Source organism: Chryseobacterium tructae, from assembly GCF_030409875.1.
Taxonomy (GTDB): Bacteria; Bacteroidota; Bacteroidia; order Flavobacteriales; family Weeksellaceae; genus Chryseobacterium; species Chryseobacterium tructae.
This window is the reverse complement of the sequence record NZ_JAUFQR010000001.1, coordinates 3,249,439-3,275,625: the sequence shown is the minus strand read 5'-3', so window position 1 is coordinate 3,275,625 and position 26,187 is coordinate 3,249,439. Positions and strand designations below refer to the sequence as shown.

Annotated in this window: 24 protein-coding genes, 4 tRNA genes and 1 pseudogene; 15 read left to right on the top strand and 14 right to left on the bottom strand. The window is 35.5% G+C overall.

Going from position 1 to position 26,187, the window contains the following annotated elements; translation table 11 throughout:
• Positions 1–181: 181 nt before the first annotated feature.
• The 10 genes from QWZ06_RS16330 (at position 182) to QWZ06_RS16285 (ending at position 6,277) form a co-directional block, all read left to right on the top strand.
• Positions 182–254 (top strand) — tRNA-Lys (locus QWZ06_RS16330).
• Between the two features lie 70 nt (positions 255–324).
• Positions 325–397 (top strand) — tRNA-Lys (locus QWZ06_RS16325).
• A gap of 65 nt (positions 398–462) precedes the next feature.
• Positions 463–535, top strand: a tRNA-Lys gene (locus QWZ06_RS16320).
• 262 nt (positions 536–797) lie between these two features.
• On the top strand, positions 798–1,865 hold the full coding sequence (locus tag QWZ06_RS16315; protein ID WP_290299636.1) for a glycosyltransferase family 2 protein: 1,068 nt from the start codon (positions 798–800) through the stop codon (positions 1,863–1,865).
• Between the two features lie 173 nt (positions 1,866–2,038).
• Positions 2,039–2,191, top strand: coding sequence for a hypothetical protein (locus QWZ06_RS16310; protein WP_290299633.1), 153 nt, complete (start codon positions 2,039–2,041; stop codon positions 2,189–2,191).
• Between the two features lie 86 nt (positions 2,192–2,277).
• Positions 2,278–2,520 (top strand): T9SS type A sorting domain-containing protein, encoded by a 243-nt coding sequence (locus QWZ06_RS16305; protein ID WP_290299632.1) that lies wholly within the window; start codon positions 2,278–2,280, stop codon positions 2,518–2,520.
• Between the two features lie 19 nt (positions 2,521–2,539).
• Entirely contained in the window at positions 2,540–4,045 is a 1,506-nt protein-coding gene (locus tag QWZ06_RS16300; RefSeq protein ID WP_290299631.1) for a beta strand repeat-containing protein, read from the top strand.
• Positions 4,046–4,181: 136 nt separating this feature from the next.
• Positions 4,182–4,982: a helix-turn-helix domain-containing protein gene (locus QWZ06_RS16295; RefSeq protein ID WP_290299629.1), complete on the top strand. Its 801-nt coding sequence runs from the start codon at positions 4,182–4,184 to the stop codon at positions 4,980–4,982.
• Between the two features lie 249 nt (positions 4,983–5,231).
• The gene (locus QWZ06_RS16290) at positions 5,232–5,933 is read left to right on the top strand and encodes a DAPG hydrolase family protein (protein ID WP_290299628.1); all 702 of its coding nucleotides are present in this window, start codon (positions 5,232–5,234) and stop codon (positions 5,931–5,933) included.
• 271 nt (positions 5,934–6,204) lie between these two features.
• Positions 6,205–6,277: transfer RNA gene (locus QWZ06_RS16285), tRNA-Lys, on the top strand.
• Positions 6,278–6,538: 261 nt separating this feature from the next.
• Here QWZ06_RS16285 and QWZ06_RS16280 read toward each other — a convergent pair.
• Together QWZ06_RS16280 and QWZ06_RS16275 are read right to left on the bottom strand one after the other, a co-directional pair.
• Entirely contained in the window at positions 6,539–6,826 is a 288-nt protein-coding gene (locus QWZ06_RS16280; RefSeq protein WP_290299626.1) for a molybdenum ABC transporter permease, read from the bottom strand.
• A 284-nt stretch (positions 6,827–7,110) separates the two neighbouring features.
• Positions 7,111–7,590, bottom strand: coding sequence for a GNAT family N-acetyltransferase (locus QWZ06_RS16275; RefSeq protein WP_290299624.1), 480 nt, complete (start codon positions 7,588–7,590; stop codon positions 7,111–7,113).
• A gap of 488 nt (positions 7,591–8,078) precedes the next feature.
• Here QWZ06_RS16275 and QWZ06_RS16270 point away from each other — a divergent pair, with 488 nt between their 5' ends.
• A complete protein-coding gene (locus QWZ06_RS16270) occupies positions 8,079–9,509 on the top strand; it encodes a tetratricopeptide repeat protein (RefSeq protein ID WP_290299622.1) in 1,431 nt (476 codons plus the stop codon).
• Positions 9,510–9,617: 108 nt separating this feature from the next.
• Positions 9,618–11,039: a hypothetical protein gene (locus QWZ06_RS16265; RefSeq protein WP_290299619.1), complete on the top strand. Its 1,422-nt coding sequence runs from the start codon at positions 9,618–9,620 to the stop codon at positions 11,037–11,039.
• A 903-nt stretch (positions 11,040–11,942) separates the two neighbouring features.
• Here the strand turns inward: QWZ06_RS16265 and QWZ06_RS16260 are convergent.
• From QWZ06_RS16260 to QWZ06_RS16210, 11 genes and pseudogenes are all read right to left on the bottom strand, one after another.
• Positions 11,943–13,106 carry an FAD-dependent oxidoreductase gene (locus QWZ06_RS16260; protein WP_290299618.1) on the bottom strand — a complete coding sequence of 388 codons (1,164 nt, stop codon included), beginning with the start codon at positions 13,104–13,106 and terminating at the stop codon, positions 11,943–11,945.
• A 25-nt stretch (positions 13,107–13,131) separates the two neighbouring features.
• Entirely contained in the window at positions 13,132–13,887 is a 756-nt protein-coding gene (locus QWZ06_RS16255) for a helix-turn-helix domain-containing protein (RefSeq protein ID WP_290299615.1), read from the bottom strand.
• Between the two features lie 381 nt (positions 13,888–14,268).
• Positions 14,269–16,704: a TonB-dependent receptor gene (locus QWZ06_RS16250; protein WP_290299613.1), complete on the bottom strand. Its 2,436-nt coding sequence runs from the start codon at positions 16,702–16,704 to the stop codon at positions 14,269–14,271.
• A 26-nt stretch (positions 16,705–16,730) separates the two neighbouring features.
• Entirely contained in the window at positions 16,731–17,252 is a 522-nt protein-coding gene (locus QWZ06_RS16245) for a GNAT family N-acetyltransferase (RefSeq protein WP_290299611.1), read from the bottom strand.
• Between the two features lie 5 nt (positions 17,253–17,257).
• The gene (locus QWZ06_RS16240; RefSeq protein ID WP_290299610.1) at positions 17,258–18,028 is read right to left on the bottom strand and encodes an ABC transporter ATP-binding protein; all 771 of its coding nucleotides are present in this window, start codon (positions 18,026–18,028) and stop codon (positions 17,258–17,260) included.
• Positions 18,025–18,938, bottom strand: a pseudogene (locus QWZ06_RS16235) (FecCD family ABC transporter permease). Before QWZ06_RS16235 ends, QWZ06_RS16240 begins: the two are co-directional and overlap by 4 nt.
• Before the next feature lie 95 nt (positions 18,939–19,033).
• A complete protein-coding gene (locus tag QWZ06_RS16230) occupies positions 19,034–20,047 on the bottom strand; it encodes an ABC transporter substrate-binding protein (RefSeq protein ID WP_290299608.1) in 1,014 nt (337 codons plus the stop codon).
• A complete protein-coding gene (locus QWZ06_RS16225; RefSeq protein ID WP_290299607.1) occupies positions 20,037–20,513 on the bottom strand; it encodes an urease accessory protein UreE in 477 nt (158 codons plus the stop codon). Before QWZ06_RS16225 ends, QWZ06_RS16230 begins: the two co-directional genes overlap by 11 nt.
• A gap of 1 nt (position 20,514) precedes the next feature.
• Positions 20,515–21,228, bottom strand: a complete 714-nt coding sequence (gene hypB / locus QWZ06_RS16220) for a hydrogenase nickel incorporation protein HypB (protein WP_290299605.1) — start codon at positions 21,226–21,228, stop codon at positions 20,515–20,517.
• 1 nt (position 21,229) lies between these two features.
• Positions 21,230–21,583, bottom strand: a complete 354-nt coding sequence (locus QWZ06_RS16215) for a hydrogenase maturation nickel metallochaperone HypA/HybF (protein WP_290299603.1) — start codon at positions 21,581–21,583, stop codon at positions 21,230–21,232.
• 108 nt (positions 21,584–21,691) lie between these two features.
• Positions 21,692–22,054, bottom strand: a complete 363-nt coding sequence (locus QWZ06_RS16210; protein ID WP_290299601.1) for a hypothetical protein — start codon at positions 22,052–22,054, stop codon at positions 21,692–21,694.
• Between the two features lie 310 nt (positions 22,055–22,364).
• Between QWZ06_RS16210 and QWZ06_RS16205 the strand changes: the two genes are divergently transcribed.
• The gene (locus tag QWZ06_RS16205; protein WP_290299599.1) at positions 22,365–22,955 is read left to right on the top strand and encodes a GNAT family N-acetyltransferase; all 591 of its coding nucleotides are present in this window, start codon (positions 22,365–22,367) and stop codon (positions 22,953–22,955) included.
• A 395-nt stretch (positions 22,956–23,350) separates the two neighbouring features.
• Here the strand turns inward: QWZ06_RS16205 and QWZ06_RS16200 are convergent, their stop codons facing one another.
• Complete coding sequence (locus QWZ06_RS16200) at positions 23,351–23,905, bottom strand: GNAT family N-acetyltransferase (protein ID WP_290299598.1); 555 nt, start codon at positions 23,903–23,905, stop codon at positions 23,351–23,353.
• Positions 23,906–24,263: 358 nt separating this feature from the next.
• Here QWZ06_RS16200 and QWZ06_RS16195 point away from each other — a divergent pair, with 358 nt between their 5' ends.
• Positions 24,264–24,548, top strand: a complete 285-nt coding sequence (locus QWZ06_RS16195; protein WP_290299597.1) for a hypothetical protein — start codon at positions 24,264–24,266, stop codon at positions 24,546–24,548.
• A gap of 93 nt (positions 24,549–24,641) precedes the next feature.
• Entirely contained in the window at positions 24,642–26,090 is a 1,449-nt protein-coding gene (locus tag QWZ06_RS16190) for a T9SS type A sorting domain-containing protein (RefSeq protein ID WP_290299595.1), read from the top strand.
• The last annotated feature ends 97 nt before the right edge of the window (positions 26,091–26,187 follow it).

Sequence of the window (26,187 nt, the reverse complement as noted above, 5' to 3'; positions counted from 1 at the left end):
TTTGACCAATTTGGAATTTTTGAAAAAAAAATAATTAACATAATTAATTTATAAACAGATGTTTGCTGATTTTGCGTGAAAATTTATGATAAAAAAGTCTAAAAAGACTTGGGTTTAAAGGAGATTTTCCTATCTTTGCAGTCCCTTAAACAAAGGGATTTACTTAAAAAAGTAAGTGGCCGACTCGGTAGCTCAGCTGGTAGAGCAATACACTTTTAATGTATGGGTCCTGGGTTCGAATCCCAGCCGGGTCACAAACAAAAAAAACTGCTGTTTTAGTGGTTTTCTCTTAAAAAAAATATTTACTTGAAAGAGTAAGTGGCCGACTCGGTAGCTCAGCTGGTAGAGCAATACACTTTTAATGTATGGGTCCTGGGTTCGAATCCCAGCCGGGTCACAAATAAAAACTACTGTTTCAGTAGTTTTCTCTTAAAACATATTTACTTGAAAGAGTAAGTGGCCGACTCGGTAGCTCAGCTGGTAGAGCAATACACTTTTAATGTATGGGTCCTGGGTTCGAATCCCAGCCGGGTCACAAATACAAAGAACTACTGTTTCAGTGGTTCTTTTTTCGTTTTATTCCCTTCTTATAGTCATATTGTTATTTCTTCTTAGGATAGAATTCAATCGTAACGTTCAGTTAAATTTAAAAGAATTCAATACCCATAATATTTTGCTTCCCCATTTTTAATACTGATCCGAAATGAAGAATCTGAATGACTATTTCAATAAGAATACATATTACAATCTACAATTAATACTGGTATATTTATATCCATAAAAATTATTAAAAATCCATGAAAATAAGTTTGTGCTTAATTGTTAAAAATGAGGAGAAGTTTTTAAGCAGATGCTTGGAAAGTGCAACAAAATTTGCAGACGAAATTATTATAGTAGATACAGGGTCTACAGACAGAACCAAAGAAATTGCTAGGAAATTTACAGACAAGGTTTTTGATTTTGAATGGATTAATGATTTTTCAGCGGCACGTAATTTTGCATTTTCTAAAGCGACCATGAGCTATCAGATGTGGTTAGATGCTGATGATGTGGTGCCAGAAAAATCAGTGAAGGAAATTAATGAATTGAAGAAAATGTTGAATGATGATGTTGAAATGGTTACGATGAAATATGTTTTATCGTTCGACCACAACGATAATCCGGCTTTTTATTCAACACGGGAAAGATTATTCAAAAAGAGTAAAAATTATCAATGGATTGATCCTGTTCACGAATGTATTCCTTTGGTGGGTAATATACACCATACTGACATTGAAATTTGGCATAAAAAAGAGGGGTCTGAAGCGATTTCAACAAGAAATATTGATATATATAAAGCTTTAGAGGCTGGTGGGAAGGAATTTTCTGCAAGGCAGCTGTATTATTATGCAAGAGAATTGAAAGACCATAATGAAACAACTAAAGCAATCACTTTTTTTGAAAAATTTTTAGCATCAGAATCAGGTTGGATAGAAGATGTGGTTACCTGCTGCCAGCAATTAGCGATTGAATATAAAAGAATTGGTGCTCAAGAGAAAATCTTACCAACCTTGTTGAAAAGCTTTGAATATGATATTCCCAGACCGGAAATCTGTTGTGAGTTAGGATATTATTATAAAGATAGGCAAAACTATCATCAGGCTTTTAAATGGTTTGATTTGGCAACGAGATTACCTCAATCTCATTCAGTAGGTTTTGTATTTTCTGATTATGTTGGATATATACCGAATATTGAAGCTTGTGTGTGCCTGTCTTTTTTAGGTGAATATAAAAAAGCTAATGAATATAATGAAAAAGCAGCTCTTCTAAGACCAAATTGTCCTTCTGTAAAGCAAAATAGGGATTATTTAAGAGAGTTTATCTAGTCTTTTCAAACATTAAGATCTAATGGAGAAGCTATAAATGATCGTATAAATAAGGAATATATTACACCGTTGGTGTAATGTTTATATTTTTAATCATATATTAATATACTTATCATAATATAATTATATATTTGAATAATATTTGAAAAACTAATAATATATACATGTATGATATGAAAACTACATTTTTTACACTTTCATTATTTTTTGTTAGTTTCTCTATTCAGATTTCTGCGCAGGAAACATTAAATACTAGTGGAAATAATATGTCAGGGAGTACTGGAAGTGTTACAGCTTCTGTGGGCCAAAGCTTTATGAAACAATAACTTCTTCTACAGGAAGTGTTGCAGCTGGTGTTCAGCGGCCTTATGAGATCATACCGACATTAGGAGTTGAGATTGCTGAAATCAATTTGAGTTTAGCTGTTTTTCCCAACCCTACAACAGATATTCTTAATTTGAAAGTAGGATTTAAAGATTACAATAAATACCGTTATGACCTTTTTGATAGCAGCGGTAAATTACTGACAAGTCAGCCTATCACTCAGTCACAAACTCAAATTACAATGACGTCTTATCCTGCTTCTGTTTATTTACTAAAAATATCAAAAGAAGGGAAAGATATCAAAATCTTTAAGGTTCTAAAAAATAAATAAAATATAAAACTAATTACCTATGAAAAAGCTTTCCATTCTAGCAGCCTCTTTGGCTTCTGCTCTCATGTTCTCGCAAGTGCAGGATGCAATGAGCTACCAGGCTATTATTAGAAATTCAAGTAATCAATTGGTAAGTAACCAGAATGTAGGAATGAGATTTTCTATATTGAAAGGCTCCACAACAGGAACTGTAGTATACTCAGAAACTCAAACTCAATCTACCAATAATAATGGTTTAGTAAGTGTAAAAATCGGAACTGGTACTTTAGTGAGTGGTTCTTATTCTACCATTAATTGGGGGGCAGATATTTACTTTATAAAAATAGAAACGGATCCTAATGGAGCCAATAATTATACCATAACAGGAACATCACAGTTGCTAAGTGTCCCTTATGCTTTATATGCAAAAACTTCAGGAAGTTCTATTCCTGGCCCTCAGGGAGCTACCGGAGCTCAAGGTATCCAGGGTGTGACAGGAGCTACTGGTATTACGGGCGCTCAAGGTATTCAAGGAATTCCAGGTGCAACGGGAGCTACCGGTGCTCAAGGAATTCAGGGAGCTATCGGAGCTACTGGCGTTACAGGCGCTCAAGGTATTCAAGGAGTTACCGGAGCTACTGGTATTACGGGCGCTCAGGGCATTCAAGGAATTACTGGTGCAACAGGAGTTACAGGCGCTCAAGGTATTCAAGGTATTCAGGGAATTACTGGTGCAACGGGTGTTACAGGTGCTCAAGGTATTCAAGGAGTTACCGGAGCTACTGGTATTACAGGCGCTCAAGGTATTCAGGGAATTACTGGTGCAACGGGTGTTACAGGTGCTCAAGGTATTCAAGGAGTTACCGGAGCTACTGGTATTACGGGCGCTCAGGGCATTCAGGGAATTACTGGTGCAACAGGAGTTACAGGCGCTCAAGGTATTCAAGGAGTTACCGGAGCTACTGGTGTTACTGGCGCTCAAGGTATTCAGGGAGTTACAGGAGCAACTGGTGTTACGGGGGTAGGTTTTTCTAATGGAACTGGCGGGGGACAATTGTTTTTGACTAATTCATCAGCACCTTTTTCACCTGGAGTTCCTGTGAATATGAGTGGAGATGCCACTATAAATGCTTCTGGTGCATTAACCATTGGAACCAATAAGATAACTACAACCAAGATAGCAGATGCTTCTGTAACAGTAGCAAAAATAGCGACTACTGCAGGTACTGCAGGTTCTTCTACTTATCTTAGAGGCGATGGAACCTGGGCTGCACCAAGCAGTAGTGGCGGAGCACAACTGCTAACAGGAACTAATACTGTGACTATGCCGGGAGCGAGTACACCTAATGCATTTACTATAACAGTCAATGGAGCAGCGGTAGGGGATGCGGTTATTGTAAACCCGTTAGGCAACATTCCAACAGGAGATTTTCCGCCAATCTACACTGCTAAAGTAACGTCCGCCAATACGATAACTGTTTATATGTATGATGCTGGTTCTATTGCTGGCTTATCTTTTTCTTTTAAAGCTACAGTAATCAAGTAAGGTTAATTTTTTATAAAAATGTAAAATCACACCTCTGTGCTGTCACAAATACAAAGAACTACTGTTTCAGTGGTTCTTTTTTATTGTATTCCCACCTAATAGTCACGTATATTTGTAGGACAATTGAATCAGGAATATGAAATTCATTCACCAGATCGATCCATCAAAGTTTACTTTTTTTGACCTCCAACATTGCCAGGATACTTATATGCAGAATCCTCAGCGGGCTGGCTTTTTTGAAATGATTTGGTCCAAAAATGATCCGGAAATTAATGATGAAGATTCTATGTATTTAATTCCGTTATACCGTTCCGAAAGAATAAGTTTTGAAAAGAAGAAAGGTTGTGTCATAGCCTTTAAAAGGGAATATCTGGAAGAAGATGATAAGGAATTTGCAATTGATGTTTTCAATCTTTTCAATATGCATGGACAGTACACTCATCTTCGTTTGGATAATGATGTTGTAGAAATACTACAATACCTCAGAATATTGATGGAGAAAGAATGTCAAAACTCAATGGGAAGTTATCTGGTTCTAAAATCATTACTGAAAGCCTTTCTGTTAAACCTGATTCGTGCCAGTCAACACTATTTTTTGAACCAGGATCTCCATCAGAAAAGGGTATATCAGTTCATTATGTTGATGGATGACTATTATAAAACTGAACGTAAAGCAGAATTTTATGCTTCAAAAATGGGGATCAGTGAAAAACGAATCAATCAGATTTTGAAGGAAAAAATGAACAAGACCCTTACACAGTTACTGCATGAAAGAGTTGTAGTAGAAGCAGAAAGAATGCTTATTTCCGGAGAATTAACGATAAAAGAAATTGCATTTGATCTTAACTTTGACGATCCGGCCTATTTCTCCCGATTTTATAAGAAACAAACTGGACATACCCCAGAGGATTTCAAAAAAAATAACAATTGCTTGTAAATACAGTTGTCACCTTCTTTTTAAAAATACATTTTTACGTTGTATGGCTTAGATATCAGAAAGCCGGTAATTTGGTGGTCTTCAATTTCCAAATTGTCCTGTTGGATTAGAAAATAATACAATAATCACTGTGATCAGCTAATCTAAATTTGTATAACAATCAAGATGGCTATGGAAGAAATCAAAATATACTTCAGCCTTGGTAGCTCTTCGATTGTAAAATCAAATAATGTAATTAAAATATCACGTATGAAACCGACAAAGGAAACAGAAGAACAAATGTTCAGGGATATTAATGCGCTTTTATCTCCTCAACCTATCGCACTGGAGGCTGGAATCCGGAGAGTAGAGAACGGAATGCTTCATATTGCTATGAGGAACGTTTTGCATCATTGTAAAGGAAAAATGTTGGATTGGTGGTTTAAGTATTTTGAAACAACGGAAGATCTTAAGCTCTGGCATCCTCATGATCATGTGGAACATGGAGGTTGGGATAACAACTGGATCAAAAATGAAAATTATATTGGGGCAACAATTCATGCTACGGAATCTCTGGGAGACATTCCTCCTGTATCTGCTACCATAAAATTCCATGATCCTGCAGAAATCTTTGATGCTGATATTTTAAAGCAGGCTTATGCTGATGGAGCTGTAAGTGCTGTTGTGTATGGAAGAATTGGTTTTGGTGAAAATACTCCAATGGATGCCAATTGTGATCCTATCGATGGCTATATGTTTCATGTGGTTCGGGACACGGTACAGGGCTGTACATTGAGGAGTCACTTTTATCTTGGCGCTTTAATGGCAGATAGTGAAAGTCCGTTATCGGATGACGTGGGATTTGGACTGATGGAACATTGTTATAGTGAATTTACTTATCTCTCTAAGGTGCTTCCTTCTCTTTATTATGCTAAAAATAAACAAGGGGATAAAGCTCCACTTCTTTGGTAAATAAAACATGAATTCATCTAAAGAATAATTTTTTCGATAGAATTATTAGAATACGATATGGGAATTTTTCATGTCGTATTTTTTACAAATAATTAGAGGTCAGATTATTGGGTAGTGTTTTTTTTAGGTATTAAGAAATAGATGAATAATTTTCGGAAATAGAAATCGTTTTTTTTTCGATAAAAAGCATCGGAAAGCTTGTATTTAAAGGATATTTTCATATCTTTGCAACCTCTTAAACAAAGGGATTTACTTTAAAAAGTAAGTGGCCGACTCGGTAGCTCAGCTGGTAGAGCAATACACTTTTAATGTATGGGTCCTGGGTTCGAATCCCAGCCGGGTCACAAATACAAAGAACTACTGTTTCAGTAGTTCTTTTTTTGTTTTTTTATATTGTTTATTAATAATATAGATTGTAGTGCGGAATTTATCTTTGGTGTTGGAAAAGCTGTTCCGTTGAATTCCAATTTTTTGAAAAAACCAAACATAAAATCTTACGTATTGTATCCATTTTTTCTTTACAATAGAGGGTAAAGGCTTGGGTAAATATATTTTAAGCTTAATCGATTTTTATCTCCTGATTGATAGACGAGTTTTGCGGAAGATTATTTCTGAGGTTTTTGCATTTCTATATTTTTCTGAGCTTCTTTGTCCAATCTCTTTTTATCCTGCCAGAACATTAGTAAAAATAATAAACCAACTGCGATACATACATAAGCAATCAGCTTACCGATCCTTTCAAGAAACCTGGTGGCAGTAGCCCGTTCATAATTGGAGAAACCTTCCAAACCGGAAGCGTTGCGTCGATTGAATTTTCTTCTATTAATCCAGTAGCGTAGGGCAATACCAATAATAAAGAAGAAAAGCCCCATAATAAGTGCTGTATAATCCATAGTTGTGTTTTTTTTTGTTGTATAAATTTAAAAAAAATAATTCTTATAAGTGTGATAAAAAAGAATAAACGAAGTAAATATTCAGGCTATTTTTAATATATAATCCTATTCTGATTTCTTCTTAGCTATGAACTCAAAACTCATTGAACTTTCGTTGCCAAAATTTTTCACCAAAATAACGAAAGAAAAATTGCTGTTCTTCTGAAAGTGAAGTATAATCGAAACATGTTTAATGGGGGTCACAAATACAAAGAACTACCGTTTCAGTAGTTCTTTTTTGTTTATTATAGTGTATATTTCATGACAATGACCTCTGAAGTCTCGTTTCTTTCACAATCAGCCTCTTCAAATCCATTTTTTTTATACAGATAATAGGCTGGATGATTTTTAACAGCAACTTCCAAAAAAACTTCGGTTATATTGAATTTTTCTTTGGCTTCTTGAATGACGCTTTGTATTAATCCTGAACCAATATTTTCCCCCTGAAAGTCTTTCTTTACATACATCTGATAAATATTTCCCACATTATTGTCATCAATAACAAAAGCACAAAGGGCAATGAGTTTTTGAGCAATAAAAGCACCCCAAACAAATTTTTTAGGATTTTGATTTTCTATATCAATTTCCATTCTGAGTTTCTCTGTGTTCAACGCTTCTTCATAATTGGTTTCAAAAGAGTCTGGAAATTGTTGAAGACTTTCCAGACGAATCTTCCTATACATTTTGCTTTCGTAGGGAACCAATTTTCGATATTCAATATCCATGATTATTTTTTGTGATCATAAATTTAGAATTAATTTTTCTAAACATAGAAATATAGGAGGTTCGTTTTTATTGGAAGTAAAAAATAACTAAATGAGTTATTTAAATGGAAGCGAAAATGTAACAAAAGTAATTTCAGAGAGTCTTATTGTAAGTACAGAATACTTATTTTAATCTTATAACCTTGGGGAAGGATTGAGGGTTTTAATCAAAAAATAGAATCAAAATTTAAAATATAATATGGGAAAAGAAGGCAATGGATATTAGTCTCTTTTTTCATATTGAAGCGATTTTATTTGAAAATTGATGGTATAAATTATGTATATTTATAACAGAGATTGGTTGAAATATCCATTTTATAGTCTATTTTTTACCCATTCATAAAGGATAATAAGTAAGGATACTGAGTATTTTAAATGGAGCAGAAGGAGAAAAATTAAAATAGATCATTATTAAAAATAATAAAACATATACAGGAATCATACGAAGGATGATGGTCTTTGCTGTAAGCATGGGGCTGCTATTGTACATGGTTTCCTGCAATACGAATTCTCAGGATAAAGAAAGAGATGCCTTCGATGTTGCTTTGATTAATAAGAGCTCAGATCTACAGCTTTCCGGAGAATATGAGGCGCTTATCAAACTCAATATTGAATACTTGAAAAAAGCAGCTAAAATGGGATACAAAGAAGGGATAGGTCTTTGCTATCTTAATATGGCAGAGGTAAATGTATCTGCCGGAAACTATGAAAAAGCATTGTTTTTTTTCAATAAAGCTGAAAAAGATCTGAAAAATTCCGAAAACGGTTTTCATAAAGCAGCCTTCTATGATGATTTTAGCCAATATTATTCTCATCTTAAGCTATATGATAAGGCCATAGAATATAATACCCAGGCATTTTCTTATCTGAAAAAAGCAAAGGATTCGGAACTTAAAAATAAGCTCCTTTCCCGGCTTTATATCAATAAGGGAATTTATTTTACTTTTAAGGCTTGGTATGGAACAGCTTTAAAGTCTTTTTTGAAGGGGAACGAGCTGGAAAATTCAGCATATAGCAATTGTATGGTAGCTCAGTATTATCTTTTCAGACATCAGTCTGATGCTGCTGGACTTTATATTGCAAAATCAGAAGAGAAGATGTTCAGCCAAAAAACCAGTGATGCAGAATCTCTTTGGGTATATTATACCATGGGATATTATTATAATGCGATCAATAATAATGATGAAGCTGAAAAAGCGCTTAAAAAAGCACTGGAAATCAATATAAAAACAAGACGAACTTATTCTTCGCACATCAATAATGTATACAAATCTCTTGCAGAACTCTATAAAAAGAAAGATGATGGTGGTAAAGCTTATTATTATCTGCAAAAGTACATGGAAGAAGAGGGGCGGCTGGATGTAGCCCGATTAAATACTATGAATAAGGCTACGGAGAACTTTATCTCTGAAATGAAGCCCGAATCAGATTGGCATAGAAGTGATTTGCCTTTAGCCATTGCATTATCAATTACTGCGCTTACGGTTTCCGGTATATATGTTAAAAAGACAATTCAATCACAGAGGTTAAAAAAGAAAGCTTTAAAAGAAGAAACCGAAGAATTAAAGACTCATGTTAAAGTAAAGATGCTGAAGGAGGTTACTGAACTTGCCAGAAAAAATGATTCTTCCTTTCTGATGAAGTTTAAGGAGCTGTATCCGGATTTTATAAGCACTCTTTTAAAGATCAACCCGGATCTTGAAAACTCTGAGCTGGCTTTTTGTGCAATGTTAAAACTTCATTTTTCATCCAAAGAGATTGCTGATTATACTTTTGTTCAGCATAGGTCTGTACAACAGAAAAAATACAGAATCCGGAAGAGACTTAATATTCCTGGAGAAGAGGATATCTATGATTTTTTTGATACAATAAACAGCTAAATATTATGAATTGATAGATCATTTAAAAAAAATGTAATATCATAAATTGGAAAAAAACATTTTTTAATCTTATTTTTTACAAAAATTCAGTTAAAGGGAAAAAGCATTATGATCCGCATCCTACTTTCTATTGTACTTATTCTTTTAATTTCCTGCAGTCCTGATTCCGGGAAATATGAAAAGAGCTTTGATATTCCCTTGATGAAGAAGAATGAAGAGCTGCGTCTTGCCGGTGAATATAACTTATTGGTTAATCTTAATAAAAAATACTATAGAAAAGCAGATAAGATTGGATATGAAGATGGAAAAGCATTGTGTTATATCAATCTAGCCCGGGTTAATATGTCATTGGAAAATTATCAGAAATCCAATATCCTTTTTAATAATGCCGAAGAAATTCTGAAAAATTCTGATAATCCTTTGCATAAGGCAATATTCTATAATAATTATGGCAGGTTTAATTCTGAATTAAGAAGAATTGATAAAGCATTTGAGTATAATAATGAGGCTTTTAATAATATTGAAAAAAGTAGAAACTCCGAATTAAAAAAGACGGTTCTCTATAATATTTATCTACAGCAAGCAGATTATTACACCCAAAAAAAGAAATCTAAGGAAGCACTGGAATATTTCCATAAAGCAAGAATGCTGGATAATACCGGGATTGCAGATGGTGCTATATGTGATTACATCTACAACTATAAAAATAAAGATTCAGCCTATAAATACATCACAAGAGCTTATGATAAAATGAGTATGTCTAAAAAAGACGATGCTATAGCTCTTAATATCCATACGGTAATGGGAGAGTATTATGTAGCTTATGGAGAATATGATAAAGCTGAAAAAGAATTTATGAAAGCTTTGGAAATCGATAAGAAGACCAGGCGTATTTTTGCACAATACACTAAATATATTTATAATGATCTGAGGTCTTTATATGCAGCCACAGGAGATAAAGAAAAAGCTTATTTTTATCTGAATGCATATACTGAAGCTAAGAATAAAGCCAATACCGCTTTACTGGCAACAATTAACCAGGATATGGAATTTTTTATTTCAGAAGCAAAAACGGGTACTGAGCAGCATAGAAATAAGGTGCAATGGGTCGTTTTCTTATCTTTTGCCGGACTTTCATTGTTGGCCATATATGCGTGGAGAATCATCAATACATTAAGAAAAAGAAAAGCAGACCTTACATCAGAAGCTGAAAATCTGAAAATTCAGATTAATGATAACAGACAGGAAGAAATAATCGAATTGGTTAAGAGAAATGATCCTGAATTTCTTTCTTATTTTAAAGAATTATATCCTGGATATTTAGATCAGCTTTTAGCCATTAATCCTAGTCTGGAAAATTCAGAATTGATTTTTTGTGCCATGCTGAAGCTGCATTTCAGTTCCAAAGAAATTGCCAGCTATACACTTGTTCAGCATAGAACCATTCAGCAGAAGAAGTATAGGATCAGAAAAAAAATGAATATTCCTACGGAAACAGATATTTATGTTTTTTTTGACAATATAAAGTGATTAAGAAAGGAATCTGAGTATTGTATGGAATAATCCTCGCTATGAAGATTTTTAAGCTCAGTGGACACTTTGTGCTGCTTCTAAGAAGATAATCATTACATCATTATTTAACTCCAAACATTCAAAAATAAATTAGACTCAGAAAGTTCAATATTCTGACAAAATAATTCTTATCTATTTTCTGACCATTTGGACTCATGAAAAAAAACTGCCTGATTCATTATATCAGACAGTATTCGAAATATTTTTTTTCGCCACTCAGTTTCTTTGTGGTCTCTCGGTTCAAATTTGAAAAATTTTTATCAAATAATGAAAAAACACTCTACTACACGAATACTACAGCTGATATAATCGCATTCAATTAATTGTTAGTCAGGTGTTTGTGATTTTGTTAAAAATGGGTAGAAATTTGAAAAAGATATGCGGTATATACTCTTGTATATGCATTTATTGATTTACATCTAAAATACATCCTCTATGTTTTTTTTACGCTTTTTCTCTTCATATTATGATTTTTGATACTATTTATTTTTATTTTAAATTGGATTTAAATAGTTGTTTATTAGTTGTTTAATTTGGTGCTGTATCAGAGTAGTAGGTTAATTTTTTACTTTTTTGAGTTTAAAATATAGATTTGCAGATAGGTTCAGATGAGATATCATTACAGGTAATAAAAGAACAGGTATTTTAATCTCCGCTTCGCCTATCGGATGTTATTATAAATATCAAAACTTAGAAAAATAGTAGATATTAAGAATAAAAAAATTAAAAACACAAATGAATCTCCAAAATCAGGATCTAACGGAGAGAAGAAGAATTATTTTTTTTAGTGGGGAAAAGTGGCTGTCTTATATGAGGCAGCCTTTTTCATGATGCTAATACCTCGAACGAGTTCAAATTAAATTAGGGCAAAATATGTCCATTAAAGAATTCCAACATGGTGGCTAAAGCAGTTTCAGAATGCATCCGCTCTCCGTTTTCAAGAGACTCCCGAGTCGCAGCTGCAGCTCGTCTCTGCATATTGATTTCATATTGGGAAATAGCCTCCTGTAAAGTATGATAAGAGGTATCTGTTAAGTATTCGCTGAGATCAAGGGCGTCGAGCATTGCCATATTGGCACCTTCTCCTGCAAACGGCGGCATAACATGGGCGGCATCGCCCATTAATGTTAAGTTAGATTGGGTTTTCCAGGTCTGATCTAGTGGCATGGCGTAAATAGGACGGGGAATAAAAGGAGGAGTAGCATTCTCAAACAATTCGTACCATATTTCACTCCATTCCGGATACTCTGATTTAAACCACTGGAGAACAGCTTTAGAATCTGAAAAATCAAGATTAATATTATTGGCCCAATTTTCATCTGCCTTAAAGCTGGCGTAAAAACCAAGGTCACCGTTTCCTTTTTGGCCTAATAGGATATTTTGGGTATTGCCAAAAGCCATTATTTTCCCGCCATTAATCAATGCATTAATGTTGGGGGCTTGTTCTTTTGAAACCATTCCTTCCAGCATAATCACTCCTGAATAAACAGGTTTGTTGTCTGTAAGATAAGGCCGGATTTTAGAATGGGCTCCATCTGCTGCAATCACGAGATCAGCATAAACAGATGTTCCGTTTTTAAAATGAAGTAGCCAGCCTTTATTCTGAGGTTCCATAGAGAGAAAGTGACTGTCCCAAACAACAGTCTCCGGATGAAGAGATTCCAAAAGCATATTTCTCAACGGGCCGCGGTCTATTTCAGGGCGAAAATGTTCCGCTCCGAAATCCTCTTGCGGTTTAGTATCATGGTCGCTGAACACTACTTCTGCGTGCTCATTTACAATGAGCATCTTATCAGCACCAGGACGGAATGTCTTCTTAAATTCGTCTAACAATCCTGCTTTGCGCAGAGCTGCCAGTCCGGAATCTTCATGCATGTCAAGCGGAGACCCTTGCACACGTGCTTCTTTATTAAAATCTCTTTCATATACTTTTACATGGGCATTCTTCAGCTGTAAAAGTCTGGCCAGGGTAAGTCCGGCAGGACCACCACCAACGATGGCTATTGATATATTGTCTATCAGCATTGTATTTAAATTGTATAGGACAAAATTACTTTCCTTTCAACACTGATAATAGTATAAATCGGTCGTTTTTATTTTTTGATAATTCTTTGGGAGCCACTCCTGAAAATTTTTTGACTTCCTTAATAAAATGATTCTGATCCGTATAGTTAAGCTCTGGAAATAATCGTCCTTGTGCAATATGTTCCAAAGAAGCTCTAAAACGAAGAATAGTAGAGTAGGCCTTTAAAGATAATCCCAGCTGTTTCGTGAAGTAACGATTAATCTGCCTGCTGCTCCAGCCCGCTTTTTCAGAAAGTTCAGTCACACTCATTTCTCCTTTTGATGCATAGATCAGCTCAAAAAGTAGATGTTTCCTTTCATCTGTTTTCTGAGGAATAAGCTCTTTTATCTTTTGGAGTGCTTTTGTACAACAAAGTTCAAAATCCTGTAAATCCTCAGCTTTAAAGTTCCAGAAATCAGGAGGTAACTCCTTAGCCGAATTTAATACATCAGCAATAGTTGTATGTAAAATATATTCAACAGCAATGGGCTTAAAGCTTACTACAAAAGCTTGGGTCTGTGGGGCTATCTGTCTTTGCTCAGAATAGGTTTCCAATCCGATAAGAGCAATGTGAAATGGTTCTGAAGGTGATTGCATAAAAAATAGATCAACCCTTCCATCCGGAATGATAACCACTTCTTTCACTTCATTGGATCGGTTATGGAATGTTCCCAGATTTTCTACAAAATCTGCAATGCTATGATCTGGTTCGATGAAATGAAACTGGAAGTCATTATCCATAATGAAAAATAGCAGTGTCTTTAATAGATTTGAGTTACAAAAATAGGCTAATAATTAATACATTAGCTAATGAATAACTGTTTTTAAGCAACGAATTCACGAATAAATAATTTATATGCAACGCAAAAATCTATGTTCCCTTTGTGGTTAATTTTTTTGAACCATATAGATTACACGGGCTTGTAAGCCAATGTCAAATCATTTTATTCGTTAATCCGTGGCCATATTAAAGCTTAGCAGTATTCAATTTTATCGGAGATAAAATCTTCGCGTCTTAAAAAGATATCCATTTACATTCTTTTGTGTCTTTGCGCTTTCCAATCCAATAAAAAGCCCGGACTGTAAAAAACAGCCCAGGCTTTATCAAGATTAAAAATAAGTTTAAAAAGAATACCCCACAGAAACTGTTACATTTCTTGGAGCTCCCGGAAAGGCTCGTGTATAATCGAACCCACCAAGAAAGTAGTATTTATCGAAAATATTGTTGACGTTCACTGCCATTTTCATTTTTCCGATATGATAGTAAACGGCTGCATTTACAGTGGTGTAAGAAGGCCATTGCCCCCAAAGAGCACTTCCGTTGCTGTCTTTTCCGATGCTGTTGTCCATACGTCTGGTATCTACATAATACAATCCGGTACCAAAACCAAGCCCTTTTAAAGCTGAGGTTGAGATGACGTATTTTAACCATATACTGGCCATGTTTTTAGGGGCTCCTGGGAGAGCTTGTCCTACCTCAGAGGCGATGGAAGAAGATTTTACTTCAGTATCGTTAAAGGTATAATTTCCCATAACCTGAAACTCTTTGGTCAACTGTCCACGGATGTCCAGTTCTACACCTTTTGATACCGCTTCACCGGATTGTCTGTAGACAGGAAACCCTGTTGTACTGATTTCACCTGTTGCAATCAGCATATTTTTACGCTCAATCTGGAAAAGAGATAAATCCATTTGTAATTGGTTCTTAAAGAATCCGGTTTTAAGTCCAGTTTCAATCTGGAAGCTATGTTCGGCGGTAAAAGGTTTATCAGCGCCATAATCCTGATAGTTCTGGATAAAATTAGCCCCAACAGGAGCAAATCCTTGTGAGTAACTTGCAAAATAATTGATCTGATCATTGATCTGATAGGTCAGTCCAATACGAGGTAACCAAGCATTCTGAGTAGCATTAAAGCGATCTTTACCACTTACTGTTTCGGAATAATAATGTTCGTGACGAAGTCCCACAATAAGTTTGAATCGGTCTGCAAATGAAATCTGATCCTGTACATAGATTCCGGTTGTTTTATAAGGGCTTAAAAAAGGATAACTTCCTTGTGCCAGCCATACATAATTACTCAGGTCATGAGTAGTATAAGTAGGATTGTTAAGATCAAATGTCAATGGAATGTTTTTTCCATCAATTTTTTGTTGTCTTGCTTCTCTTTGCTGATTATTGCTGTCTCCTTCATATTGGGCATAATCTACTCCCGCTACGATGTGATTTTCTATCTTATGACCGGTAAGATCCCATTTTAAATACACTACAGAGTTATCCGTATAATCTTTTCCATGACGGTCAAAGAAACGCATATTCATGATGGTGTTGTTGGGGGCATCTGCATAGCTGTTCAGAGTACGGTGTTCATTCACATCTTCCTGATAGATGGATTTCATATAGCTTGCATTCAATGAAAGGTTATGGGTAAGACGTTGGCTCAGTCTTGCACTGAATGATAAGGTTTTGGTATTATAAAAATCCGATGGCTGGCTTAATGTAAAAGAACGATCCAGAGCATAAAAGTCATTGTTTCTCAACCCCATTCCTCTGTCAAGAAATCCATGAAACTGGTCGTATACCAGATCAATATCTACCTGAGTTCCGTCAAGAGGCTTGAAAGTAAATGATGGAGCAATCATAAAGTTTTTCTGCTTATTGACATTTCGGAAGGTTTTGCTGTCTTCATACCCTGCATTCAGGCGGTATAGGATTTTCTTTTCTTTATCCAATGGTCCTGTCAAATCAACACTGGTACGAATCGTCTGGAAACTACCAACGGAGAAATTAATAGATCCCTTTTGTTTATCCAAAGGCTTTTTAGTCACCATATTGATGGTTCCTCCGGGAGTTACATCTCCGAATAATGAAGCTCCAGGGCCTTTTAAAACAGAAACACTTTCCAGGTTTATTGTTAAAGGCGAGCGGTAGTAACTATTCCCATAACTATATCCCGAACGGAGTCCATTCACAAGTCGGATTCCGGTTTCGTAGCCACTTTTAAACCCGCGGATAATAAGGTCATCATAAGAAGAAGCTGTAGTTACGCCTGCTAAATCTTGTACGACATCACGGGTAGTATATGCCTGTTTGTCTTCCATAAATTCACTACTGACAATAGATACAGATTGTGGTAGATCTTTTAGGTTTCCTGAAAATTTACCACCCAATTCCAGGTTATTGGTAAGGTAAGAGTTATTTCTACGGGCTGTAATTAGAACTTCCTGAAGATCCGTTTGATTTTCAGCCAAATGAATGGTAATCCCATTTTTATCGTCATAAGAAAGAGAATCCAGAGTGATATGAGATCCGGAATATCCTTTGGCATCAATCATTAATTGAGCAGGATACTGAACCGGGGTTTCAAACTGAAATTTCCCGTCTTTACTCGTTGTAGTCGTAGTTCCCTGGTTGATGGAAACTGAGGCATTAGAAATTATTTTTCCCTCCTGATTCAATATTTTTCCGAAAATAGGATGGGTTTCCTGTGCGGATAAAGCAAAAGGAACTAAGAGCATTATACCATTGATGTACAATACTTTTTTGGTTGTGTGTTTCATTGTATCTTTCTACGCAATTGTAGTATTTATTGTTCTTCTGAAATCATAAGCTCCATATGGAGGGTAGGGTAAGTTCCTTCATAGCAAGATTTTAGAAGTGTAAAATCCTGTTTGAGCCAATAGTCATACGCTCCCTGCAGAAAAGGATGGGTATGCAGGTATAATCTTTTTATATTTTTCTGTTGAGCTGTTTTTGCCAGTTCCTGGAACAGTCGGGTGGCAATTCCTGCTCTTCTATATTCTGGATTGACGAATAATCTTGCGACTTCTACGGTTGTTTTTTCATCAATATCCAGATGAGGAAAACGATAGTCAAAGGGCATCATTCCGATAACACCAATGAGTTTTCCGGCTGTGGTTCGAGCCTGTAAAAAGGCTCCGGTGGGAGAGAGTAGATAATTTTGTTCAAAATTGACAAGGTCTTTAGGTACAATCAATGGATCCAATAAAGGATATAATTGGCGTCTGAATTCCATGACATAAGGAAGGACTTCAAATACCTGGTAATCCTGAACCAATGAAATTGTTATTTCTTCATGATCTTTCATATATTTTATTTTAATTGAGGGGCAAATATGGGAGTTCCCTGATTATCCAGAGCGAGTAAAGGAACCTGATACGTTTCTTCAAGAAGCTGTTTCAATTCATCTGTTTCCAACGACTGAACAGCTACCAGTTCATGGTGACGCATTACAAAAAAATTATCACCAAACATGAAGGCCAGATTGGGATCGTGCATAACACATAAAACCGTAGTTCCTTCATTCACCAACTGACGAATGGCTTCCAATACAGCAACCTGATAATGCAGATCCAGATGATTGATAGGTTCATCCAGCATGAGAATGTCCGGTTTTTGAACCAATACCCGGCACAAAAGAACCAATTGACGTTCACCACCTGAAAGAGAAGTATAAGGCTTATCTTTTAAGTGGGTTAAATTAAATTTCTTCAGAATGGTTTCTACTTCCTGATAATCCGATTGTTTAGGGGAGAATTTGGAAAAAGAAGCACGGCCTGTTAAGATCACATCAAAAACTTTAAAGGGAAAAGTAGTCTGATGAAACTGGGTTAAAAATCCTAGGCGAACAGGTGATGTATTTCCTATTTTTATTTTTCGGCGTTCTTTATCGGCAATCCATACTTTTCCTTGGTAGTCTTTTTCTAATCCGGCAATGATCTTAAACAAGGTAGATTTACCACTTCCGTTTCTTCCTAGAATGACCGAAAGTTTTCCTTTTGCAAATTTTGCATTGACATTATTCAGCACCTGATCTTTTCCATAACCAAAAGAAAGCTGTTCTATACTAATCACACTGTTCATGAGTTCCAGTTTATAGCGTTTCTACGCATGAGATAAATAAAAATAGGAGCTCCGATAATCATGGTAAATACTCCGATCGGAATTTCAAAGGGCATTACAGTACGCGAGAAATCATCAATCAATAATAAAAATGTTCCCCCGATACTGATATTCGCCCAAACGGTAATGTTGTTGTTCGGGCCAAAAATCATTCTGCTGATATGGGGAACTATCAATCCAAACAGACTGATGACCCCCACTGCAGCTACAGATGAAGCCGTAATCATCGTAGTTACTGCCATTAAAATCAGTTTCAATACTGTTGGATTTACTCCAACGGCCATGGCTTCATGATCTCCCAACGCTAAAGGTTAAGTTTCCAGCGAAGTACAACAATGACTGTTAAACCAATAAGAATGGGAAATACAGCTGTATGAACTTTCTGCCATGAAGCGGTATGCAGGTTTCCCATAGTCCATTGTACAATAGCCTGTAATTTATAAGGATCACTCAGATATTGTAAAACGGTAAGGAAAGCTGTAAATACCCCTGATACGATCATTCCGGCAAGTACCATACTGACAATAGATGTTTTAGCTCCGGCATACGAGACAAGATAGGTAATGACCACTGCTACAACTCCGAAAATAAATGCCGAAACATTGACTGCCATTATGGGAAACAACATAGCTAATGCTGCTCCAAATGCGGAACCTGAAGAAATTCCCAATGTAAACGGATCAACGATCGGATTTCTGAAAACAGACTGCAGAACCCCTCCGGCAGAGGCCAGAGAACCCCCAACAAGAAATGTAAGAACAATCCTTGGTAAGCGAACCTGCCATAAAATTGTATGCAGACTTCCTTGAGAAACCGCTTCATCTTTAGAAATTCCCAATTCCAGAGCGATATGATGAAACAGTTCTCCCATGCCAATATTCTGGCTGGAACCTATAATCAGTGAAACAAACACCAAAAGTATAGGAAGCAGGATGAGTAGAGAAACTGTTTTAATGCTCTTTATCATCAGATTAATCCTTTTTTACCATAGATTACTTCAAATGCATTTTTTACATCCTGATCGAGTTGTTCCTGTGTATATTCCGGCATACACCAATGACGCAGTTGCTTAGCAAACAACATAAACTTCACGGTATGCGGATCATATGGAAACGATGGTGACATTACAAATACCTGCTTGTTTTTTACAGCAGGAAGCGCTTCCAGTTCTTTAAGGCTATAAACGTCCGATAGTTTTGAATTCCACAGCACGATAAGATCAGGATTCCACTTGTACATGGTCTCGGCACTGATATTGGGTGCTTCCACCGGAACAAGGCAGGCATTCTGAGCTCCGGAAAGGGTGATCGCCATATCAATAAGGCTTCCTTTTCCTGATGTAGACATGATACGCCCTTTTGACCATGCATAGTAGATCTTTTTAGGAGAAGTAACCTGAGAAGCTCTCATTTTTTTTACTTCCTCAGCAACATATCCTGTAACTTCTTCAGCACGTTTCTGTTTTCCAAGCAATTTTCCAACATTTTTTAATTCATCGAGGATCTTTTCATCATTTAAAGAAGAAAAAGTAAATACCGGAATTCCAAGGTTTTCAATCTGATTGATATTATCCTCATCTGTATTAAAGGTCAGTACCAAATCGGGTTTTAAGCCTACAATGCTTTCCGCATTACTGGACTGTCCACCGAAAGTAGGAGTCGCAATGCTTTTGTTTTTAATACGATCATCAAGCTTGGAAAGGAATCTGTAGGTATCTTCCATTTCGTAGATCTGTTGGGGAATTCCTACCATTTTTTCACCAGCCTGAAGCATATAAACATCATCAACCAATGCGTTGTATAGCACAACAATGCGCATGGCTTCATGAGGAAGAATAATTTTTTTACCTCTGCTGTCGGTTGCTGATACTTTCGTATTCGCTGAGGTTTCTTTAGGACTGGAATTTTTCGGGTTATTACAGCTTTGAAATGCCAGCAGCATCGCAGAAAAACTTATAATAAACAAACTTTTAATTTTCATAGATTCTATTTTTTGCTAGATAACGTAAGGATTGATGGGATAAAAGCTGAGCATCCATCAGCTCAATACGCTTACCGTACCTTAAAGAAAGCTGCTCATACAGACGACCATCATAAGGAACAGCGAACTGTTGATTTGATGTGATAAATACCGGAAGGTGCTGATTTCCGATAAAGTAACAGAAGTCTGCCGCTTCGGCATCATTTTCAGCAAGAAAACTTATGGTAAGGCAGGTTTTAATGGCAATAGTTGCGATCAGTTGACCATTATTATATAAGCTGGTTCCCTGTTGCCATTCCTTGATGTTTCCTAATCTCAATTCCAAAACGAGCCCGGATCTGGTAGTCCGGGTTAGTTTTTGCTTTTTGTTTTCAAACCATTCGAGTTCCAGAATGTCAGAATGTTGACCGTTCAGATCAATTCCCATTTTTACTTCATCAATTACGACTGGTTGTACTGTATTCATACTAAGCTTCTTTTGCGCTTTCTTTTTTCAGTTTCACTTTCTCTTTCAGCCAGTTGCACCATTCGTCAATTCCGTCACCGTTTAACGTACTGATGGTCATTACTTCAAGATTAGGGTTTACTTCATGGGCATCTTTTGTTACCGCTTCTACAGAGAATGGAACGTAAGGAAGTAAATCCGCTTTAGAAACAAGCATCAGTTCACTGGTTAGGAACATGCGGGGATACTTTTTAGGTTTATCATCCCCTTCAGTAGAAGCTAGAAGAGTGACGCGATAATCTTCCCCAAGGTCAAAAGCAGACGGGCAAAGAAGGTTTCCTACATTTTCGATGAATAATAAGTCTAACCCTTCTAAATCAATATGATCTAAGGCCTGCAAAATCATCTGAGCCTCAATGTGGCACATTCCGCCAGTCACAATCTGTAAAGCATTGATTCCTGCTTCACGCATTCTGATGGCGTCACGCTCTGTTTCAGGATCGCCCACAAGGATTGAAATAGTAAGATCCTGTGCCAGTCGTTTTCCGGTTTCCTGCATTAATGTTGTTTTCCCGGATCCTGGAGAAGAGCACACATTGATCACGCAGACATCTTTTAAGCGGTCTCTGATGGCTTTGGCTACAAAATCATTAGCCTTTAATAAATGAAGAGTGGTATTATCACATTGAACCGATCCTACGCGGTTTCCTAAACTTTTTGGATTAGCTGTTGACATATTAATGGTCTTTTTGTTTAAAAATTACTTTTGAAATAAAGAGTTCGTTCCCTTGGACGATATTGGAAGAGGGAGCTTTGCAGTCCTCACAGACAAATTTGTGATACCTGACCTGGAAGTCTTTGTTGCACAGGTCACAATGAGCAATAATATCATTGACGAGTACTTCGAGTTCCATTTCCCGATAGTACGGATGATCGGTAATGAAGGCATCAAAAGCATTCTGAATCAGGACGGGCTGAACATTGGAAAGGAGTCCTGCCGTTACCTGAACCTGTTGGATATCTTCAACTTTAGCATCATAATGCTCTTCCAAAGTGTCAAAGATATCCTTCACTATACTCAATTCATGCATAGCTTATATTTTTATAGGTGAAACTGATTATCTGAATTTTTCGGATAATCTTAATGAGAGAATATTTGTAAAGTCCTTATTGATTAAGGTTTACAAGAAGGGAAGAGCTTATGCTCTAATCTTTAAATTATGGAATAAAAGATATTTCGGAAGATGATAATGATGTACCCATTCTGTTTCAGAATTCATTATCACATTAGAATTTAATGCAGATCCCCATGAAAACATTTCTTTTTCAAAAAGGACAAAAGGCAGATCAAAAAAAGTTTTGTCAACATCAAAGTCATTTTCAGCAATTGAGGTCATGAACAATAAGTCATGCTGCTGAACAGAATTGGATACCTTGAAACTTATTTGATCTTGTGAAGAACTCACAGAGATATTACTTTTCTTGTGGTGAGCAAAGCCCAGTAGTAATGTAAAAAACAGGACAAGTATAAAAGTAATTGATATGTAAAGAGACTTCTTCATTGAGTATAGCAAATTTACATCATTTCAGCATCTGCATTCTTACCAAAAACCTTTTAAAAATGTTCAAAATCAGGACTGAATGAGCTTGTTGAAATGGTTCTGTTTTTATGCCTTTTTAGTGTGTTTTATGTTTTATGTTGCTTTAAATCAGTATTTTGTGTTTGTGTTTGTGATGTTTTTAAAATTCTATGCCTTTGTAATAATGTTAAAAAAAGAGCCTGATATGATGAAAAATAGTATGTTTTATTATATTAATAAGTCGATATGGTACAGAAACTGTATTTTAAATATAACTGATTAGTTAAAGAAAATGAAGAATACCCCTGATATACACACAGAACGTTTGATCCTGAGGAGATTTAGACTGGAAGATGCTGAAGCTTTTTATCACATGATGAATGATCCTGAAGTGAATACATATTTACCTTTATTACCATTTGAGAACGTAGAAGAAGCAGAAGAATACTTAGTAAAGCATTATATTAAAACGTATGAAAATGAAACAGGATACCGGTATGCAATATGCTTGAAGACCAATGATGTGCCTATCGGATATATTAATATTGCACACCATGAAAGTAATGATCTTGGGTATGGACTTAGTAAAAAGCATTGGCATAAAGGGGTTGTTACAGAGGCATGTCAGGCACTATTGGTTCATTTGAGAGCTTCCAATCTCCTTTATATTACAGCAACACATGATATTCATAATGAACGGAGTGGGAATGTTATGAAGAAAATAGGAATGAAATATTGTTATTCCTATGAAGAGCAATGGCAGCCCAAAGATATTTTGGTAACTTTCAGATTGTACCAGTTGAATTTAGATGGGGATACAGATCGTGTTTATATGGAATATTGGAACAGATATAAAGTACATTTTATAGAAGAAAATGTTTGATAATTTGTTTAATAAATGCCATGAATGTGCAAATAGAAAGGCATTCGTGCATTCGTGGCTTAAAAAATGTTTTCAATATTTTTAGATATGGATCTTTTTTGTGGATGAATTTCTATTTTGTATTCACTTTAATACTTTTGTTTACACTTGTTTGAATCTCAGCTTTAAAAAAAAGTAATGGTTGAATTATAAATTTAACGCAAAATTCTATTTAAAATATGTTTTATTTTTAAGGAAGCTAAGAGATGAATCAATTCTGTAGATTCTCCCTTAGCTTTCTAAGAGTATGTCATCAGAAAATAAATCTTTGCGTGATATAAAAACTAGAGTTCTAAGAATCATAAAACCTCATGTTTTTATTTCGCGGATTACCCAAAAAACTATTGATTAGTTTATTATTTCGCAAAATAGTCTTCCTCGAGAATAGCATATTCATAATTATCACTCCATCCACTTTGTAAGGGAAGTAACTTCCTGCGATGGGCTTCTCTTGTCATTCCGCATTTTTCCATGACTTTATAAGAAGCAATATTATCAACAGCGCAGCCTGCTTCAATTCTGTGGAGTTTTAATTCTTCAAAGCCAAATTGAATGATTCTTTCTAATGCTTCCGTTCCATATCCTTTTCCCCAGACTTCAGGGCTAAGTTTATACCATGTTTCAGCATTTTTGTAATGAAGTTTAATAAGATCAATGGCAATAATGCCCACAAAGGTAAAATCCGTGGTTGTTTCTATTAAAAAAGTAAACTTTTTACGGCTTTGCCCATCTTTTGTTTCTGACCTCCAGGCATCCACTATTTTTTTTGTTTCCTTTTCATCTTCAGCGTAAGAACTGGGATTGAATAATGTGCTTTCAGGCTTTATAAGCATTTCATGCACAGTAGGAAGATCTTGTTCACCGAATGGGCGTAAGGTTAAACGTTTTGATTCTAATATAATATCATTCATCTAGTCATTAGCTTTTTTGATTGAATAGAACAGGCAAAATAATAAAAAGATTTTGTAAGTACATAACATAAGAATGGAAATAGATTTTACTCTCTTGGGTTATTTACTTTGTATGTAATACATTCCTTTATTGAAAAAGTCTCATCTTGGGATAATTGTCAAGATTATGGACGAGTCTCATCTTGTAATGTATTGGTATTTAAATGTTTAAATTTTATTTTTCATGTTGTGAAATTCCCAATAATGTTAATTTTTATTATTGAATTAATATTTTATTGCAATTATCAAGGGAAATATGACAATAATATTGTTATTATGTTTAGATTTGAATAAGTTTAAAACTTAAAACGCCACACACATGAAAATTAGTTTATTACCTGAGACATGTTTTTCCCTTAAGACTGTTTCTGCAAAGGCATTTGTATCTGCTTGCCAAAGTTCTGTTTACAAGAGGGGAAGGATTGACAAAAATATTCCTTTACTAGCTCCTGATATTTTGATCTGTAATAGTTCCGGAAAAGAGTTGTATCATGGAAAACTCAAATCAAAAGTATTTGAAGTTCTGTCTGATGCTTTGGAGGGCTATAGTCTTACAGTACAGATAAAGGATAGAAATATCCGCAGATATACGGTTATCCGTTAAGTCTCACTTTTTAAAAATAGAAGATGATGCCATTTTTAATGGGATTATGCTTGGGTATGCTCAAAATATAAACCAAACCTAAATTTTAATACTATGAAAATTAATTTTTTATCCAATCGTTATCTTGTAAAGATATCATGGCTGAACTTTTTTATGTTTTTAAGTGCTATTTCGTTCGCACAAAACAAGATCTATGTAACCAGCCAGACTAATGCAGTGAGTGGGCTATGTGTTAACTGTTCTGTAGCGAATCCTCAAAATGCTATAGGGAATAATGAAAATGATTATTCTACAATAAAGGTTCCTTTATCTTTATTGGGAGCCAATGTTACACAAACTTTAATCTTTCCTGAGGCTGTTGCTGGTAATTTTCGAAAAGTCATTATTGGTATTGGCGCTAAGAATTCTGAGATATCTGTTGGCTTGTTGAAAAAAATGGAGGTCGAAACTTTTTTAGGAAATGTCTCTAATGGAGATGCTAAAAAGGTAGATGATACCATGCTAAATACCGATCCGGGAACTAAAAGAGGAACAATTGAGTTGACCCCAAAGAAAAGATTTGACAGGGTAAGGGTAAAACTGGATGGCGGATTGCTTGATCTGAATGATGAGCTTAGAATATACTATGCTTATTATTTTACAAGCTGTGGTTTACCTCCTTTTGACCCTTTTTACTACTATTCATTTAATGGAAATAGTAATGAAAGTATAGCCGGATTTAATTTTACACCTTATCCAACCTATCCTAATTATCCTGACTATAGTCCTCTGTATCAGAATAATCTGATTTGTGATCAGGGGCTTGCTACATCTTCTTCTGACAAAGAAATAAGACTTATAAGCCCACAGATACCTTCTCAACTTAAAACTGGTGATATTACAGTTTCTTTCTGGGCTCGTATGGATGCTGGTATACTCCGTCTTACGGCTTTTGGAGCAGAATTAAAACTATTTTCTGGTTATGCAGACTTAAATAACGATCCAAACACTTTTCGATATCTTACCGGAAATGGAGATAAGCTTCAGCATTTTGTTTTGGTGTATAGTGGTAATAATATTTGTATGTATCTAGATGGATTTCCAATTAGCCCTGTAGGCTCTTGTAGAGAATGGGATCCGGTGAGAAGAAGCCAAATGGATTCGATTACACTTTCTCTTAATCAGGGTAAACTGGACGAATTAGTAATTTATAATAGAAAATTTACTGATGATGAAGTCCAGGATCTATATTGTTCTTATGGTACAAATATGGCTTTCTGTAGTCGACGTGCTAATAAAATAAGTTCCAATACAGTTTCTATAGAGGAAATTTTTAAAGTTTCCCCTAATCCAACTACAGGACAAATCACTCTCGAGGGCAATATTCCTTTGGAAAATTCCATTGTTTCCATTACTAATATTTCCGGAAAAGAAGTCTATCGTTCAGTATTCAGAACAAAAACGCTTGAATTGCCAGCTGTTCTTCCTGGAGGAGTCTATATTCTTAACCTTCAGACAAAAGAAGGGGAGTTGTATTCCCGTAAGATTATTCTTTCGAGATAAGCAGATGAGATATTCTACAAGCCCGGCAATATGTCGGGCTTTTTTTATTGGTTTGTGATTTTTAAATTTTATGAAAAAGATTCGGCCGTTTTTTTTA

What these genes read in the sequence shown, in the direction of transcription:
- QWZ06_RS16315 (WP_290299636.1), top strand. Translation starts at nt 798, where the DNA reads ATGAAAATAAGTTTGTGCTTAATTGTTAAAAATGAGGAGAAGTTTTTA.
- QWZ06_RS16310 (WP_290299633.1), top strand. Translation starts at nt 2,039, where the DNA reads ATGAAAACTACATTTTTTACACTTTCATTATTTTTTGTTAGTTTCTCT.
- QWZ06_RS16300 (WP_290299631.1), top strand. Translation starts at nt 2,540, where the DNA reads ATGAAAAAGCTTTCCATTCTAGCAGCCTCTTTGGCTTCTGCTCTCATG.
- QWZ06_RS16295 (WP_290299629.1), top strand. Translation starts at nt 4,182, where the DNA reads ATGAAATTCATTCACCAGATCGATCCATCAAAGTTTACTTTTTTTGAC.
- QWZ06_RS16290 (WP_290299628.1), top strand. Translation starts at nt 5,232, where the DNA reads ATGAAACCGACAAAGGAAACAGAAGAACAAATGTTCAGGGATATTAAT.
- QWZ06_RS16280 (WP_290299626.1), bottom strand. Translation starts at nt 6,826, where the DNA reads ATGGATTATACAGCACTTATTATGGGGCTTTTCTTCTTTATTATTGGT.
- QWZ06_RS16275 (WP_290299624.1), bottom strand. Translation starts at nt 7,590, where the DNA reads ATGGATATTGAATATCGAAAATTGGTTCCCTACGAAAGCAAAATGTAT.
- QWZ06_RS16270 (WP_290299622.1), top strand. Translation starts at nt 8,079, where the DNA reads ATGATGGTCTTTGCTGTAAGCATGGGGCTGCTATTGTACATGGTTTCC.
- QWZ06_RS16265 (WP_290299619.1), top strand. Translation starts at nt 9,618, where the DNA reads ATGATCCGCATCCTACTTTCTATTGTACTTATTCTTTTAATTTCCTGC.
- QWZ06_RS16260 (WP_290299618.1), bottom strand. Translation starts at nt 13,106, where the DNA reads ATGCTGATAGACAATATATCAATAGCCATCGTTGGTGGTGGTCCTGCC.
- QWZ06_RS16255 (WP_290299615.1), bottom strand. Translation starts at nt 13,887, where the DNA reads ATGGATAATGACTTCCAGTTTCATTTCATCGAACCAGATCATAGCATT.
- QWZ06_RS16250 (WP_290299613.1), bottom strand. Translation starts at nt 16,704, where the DNA reads ATGAAACACACAACCAAAAAAGTATTGTACATCAATGGTATAATGCTC.
- QWZ06_RS16245 (WP_290299611.1), bottom strand. Translation starts at nt 17,252, where the DNA reads ATGAAAGATCATGAAGAAATAACAATTTCATTGGTTCAGGATTACCAG.
- QWZ06_RS16240 (WP_290299610.1), bottom strand. Translation starts at nt 18,028, where the DNA reads ATGAACAGTGTGATTAGTATAGAACAGCTTTCTTTTGGTTATGGAAAA.
- QWZ06_RS16230 (WP_290299608.1), bottom strand. Translation starts at nt 20,047, where the DNA reads ATGAAAATTAAAAGTTTGTTTATTATAAGTTTTTCTGCGATGCTGCTG.
- QWZ06_RS16225 (WP_290299607.1), bottom strand. Translation starts at nt 20,513, where the DNA reads ATGAATACAGTACAACCAGTCGTAATTGATGAAGTAAAAATGGGAATT.
- hypB (WP_290299605.1), bottom strand. Translation starts at nt 21,228, where the DNA reads ATGTCAACAGCTAATCCAAAAAGTTTAGGAAACCGCGTAGGATCGGTT.
- QWZ06_RS16215 (WP_290299603.1), bottom strand. Translation starts at nt 21,583, where the DNA reads ATGCATGAATTGAGTATAGTGAAGGATATCTTTGACACTTTGGAAGAG.
- QWZ06_RS16210 (WP_290299601.1), bottom strand. Translation starts at nt 22,054, where the DNA reads ATGAAGAAGTCTCTTTACATATCAATTACTTTTATACTTGTCCTGTTT.
- QWZ06_RS16205 (WP_290299599.1), top strand. Translation starts at nt 22,365, where the DNA reads ATGAAGAATACCCCTGATATACACACAGAACGTTTGATCCTGAGGAGA.
- QWZ06_RS16200 (WP_290299598.1), bottom strand. Translation starts at nt 23,905, where the DNA reads ATGAATGATATTATATTAGAATCAAAACGTTTAACCTTACGCCCATTC.
- QWZ06_RS16195 (WP_290299597.1), top strand. Translation starts at nt 24,264, where the DNA reads ATGAAAATTAGTTTATTACCTGAGACATGTTTTTCCCTTAAGACTGTT.
- QWZ06_RS16190 (WP_290299595.1), top strand. Translation starts at nt 24,642, where the DNA reads ATGAAAATTAATTTTTTATCCAATCGTTATCTTGTAAAGATATCATGG.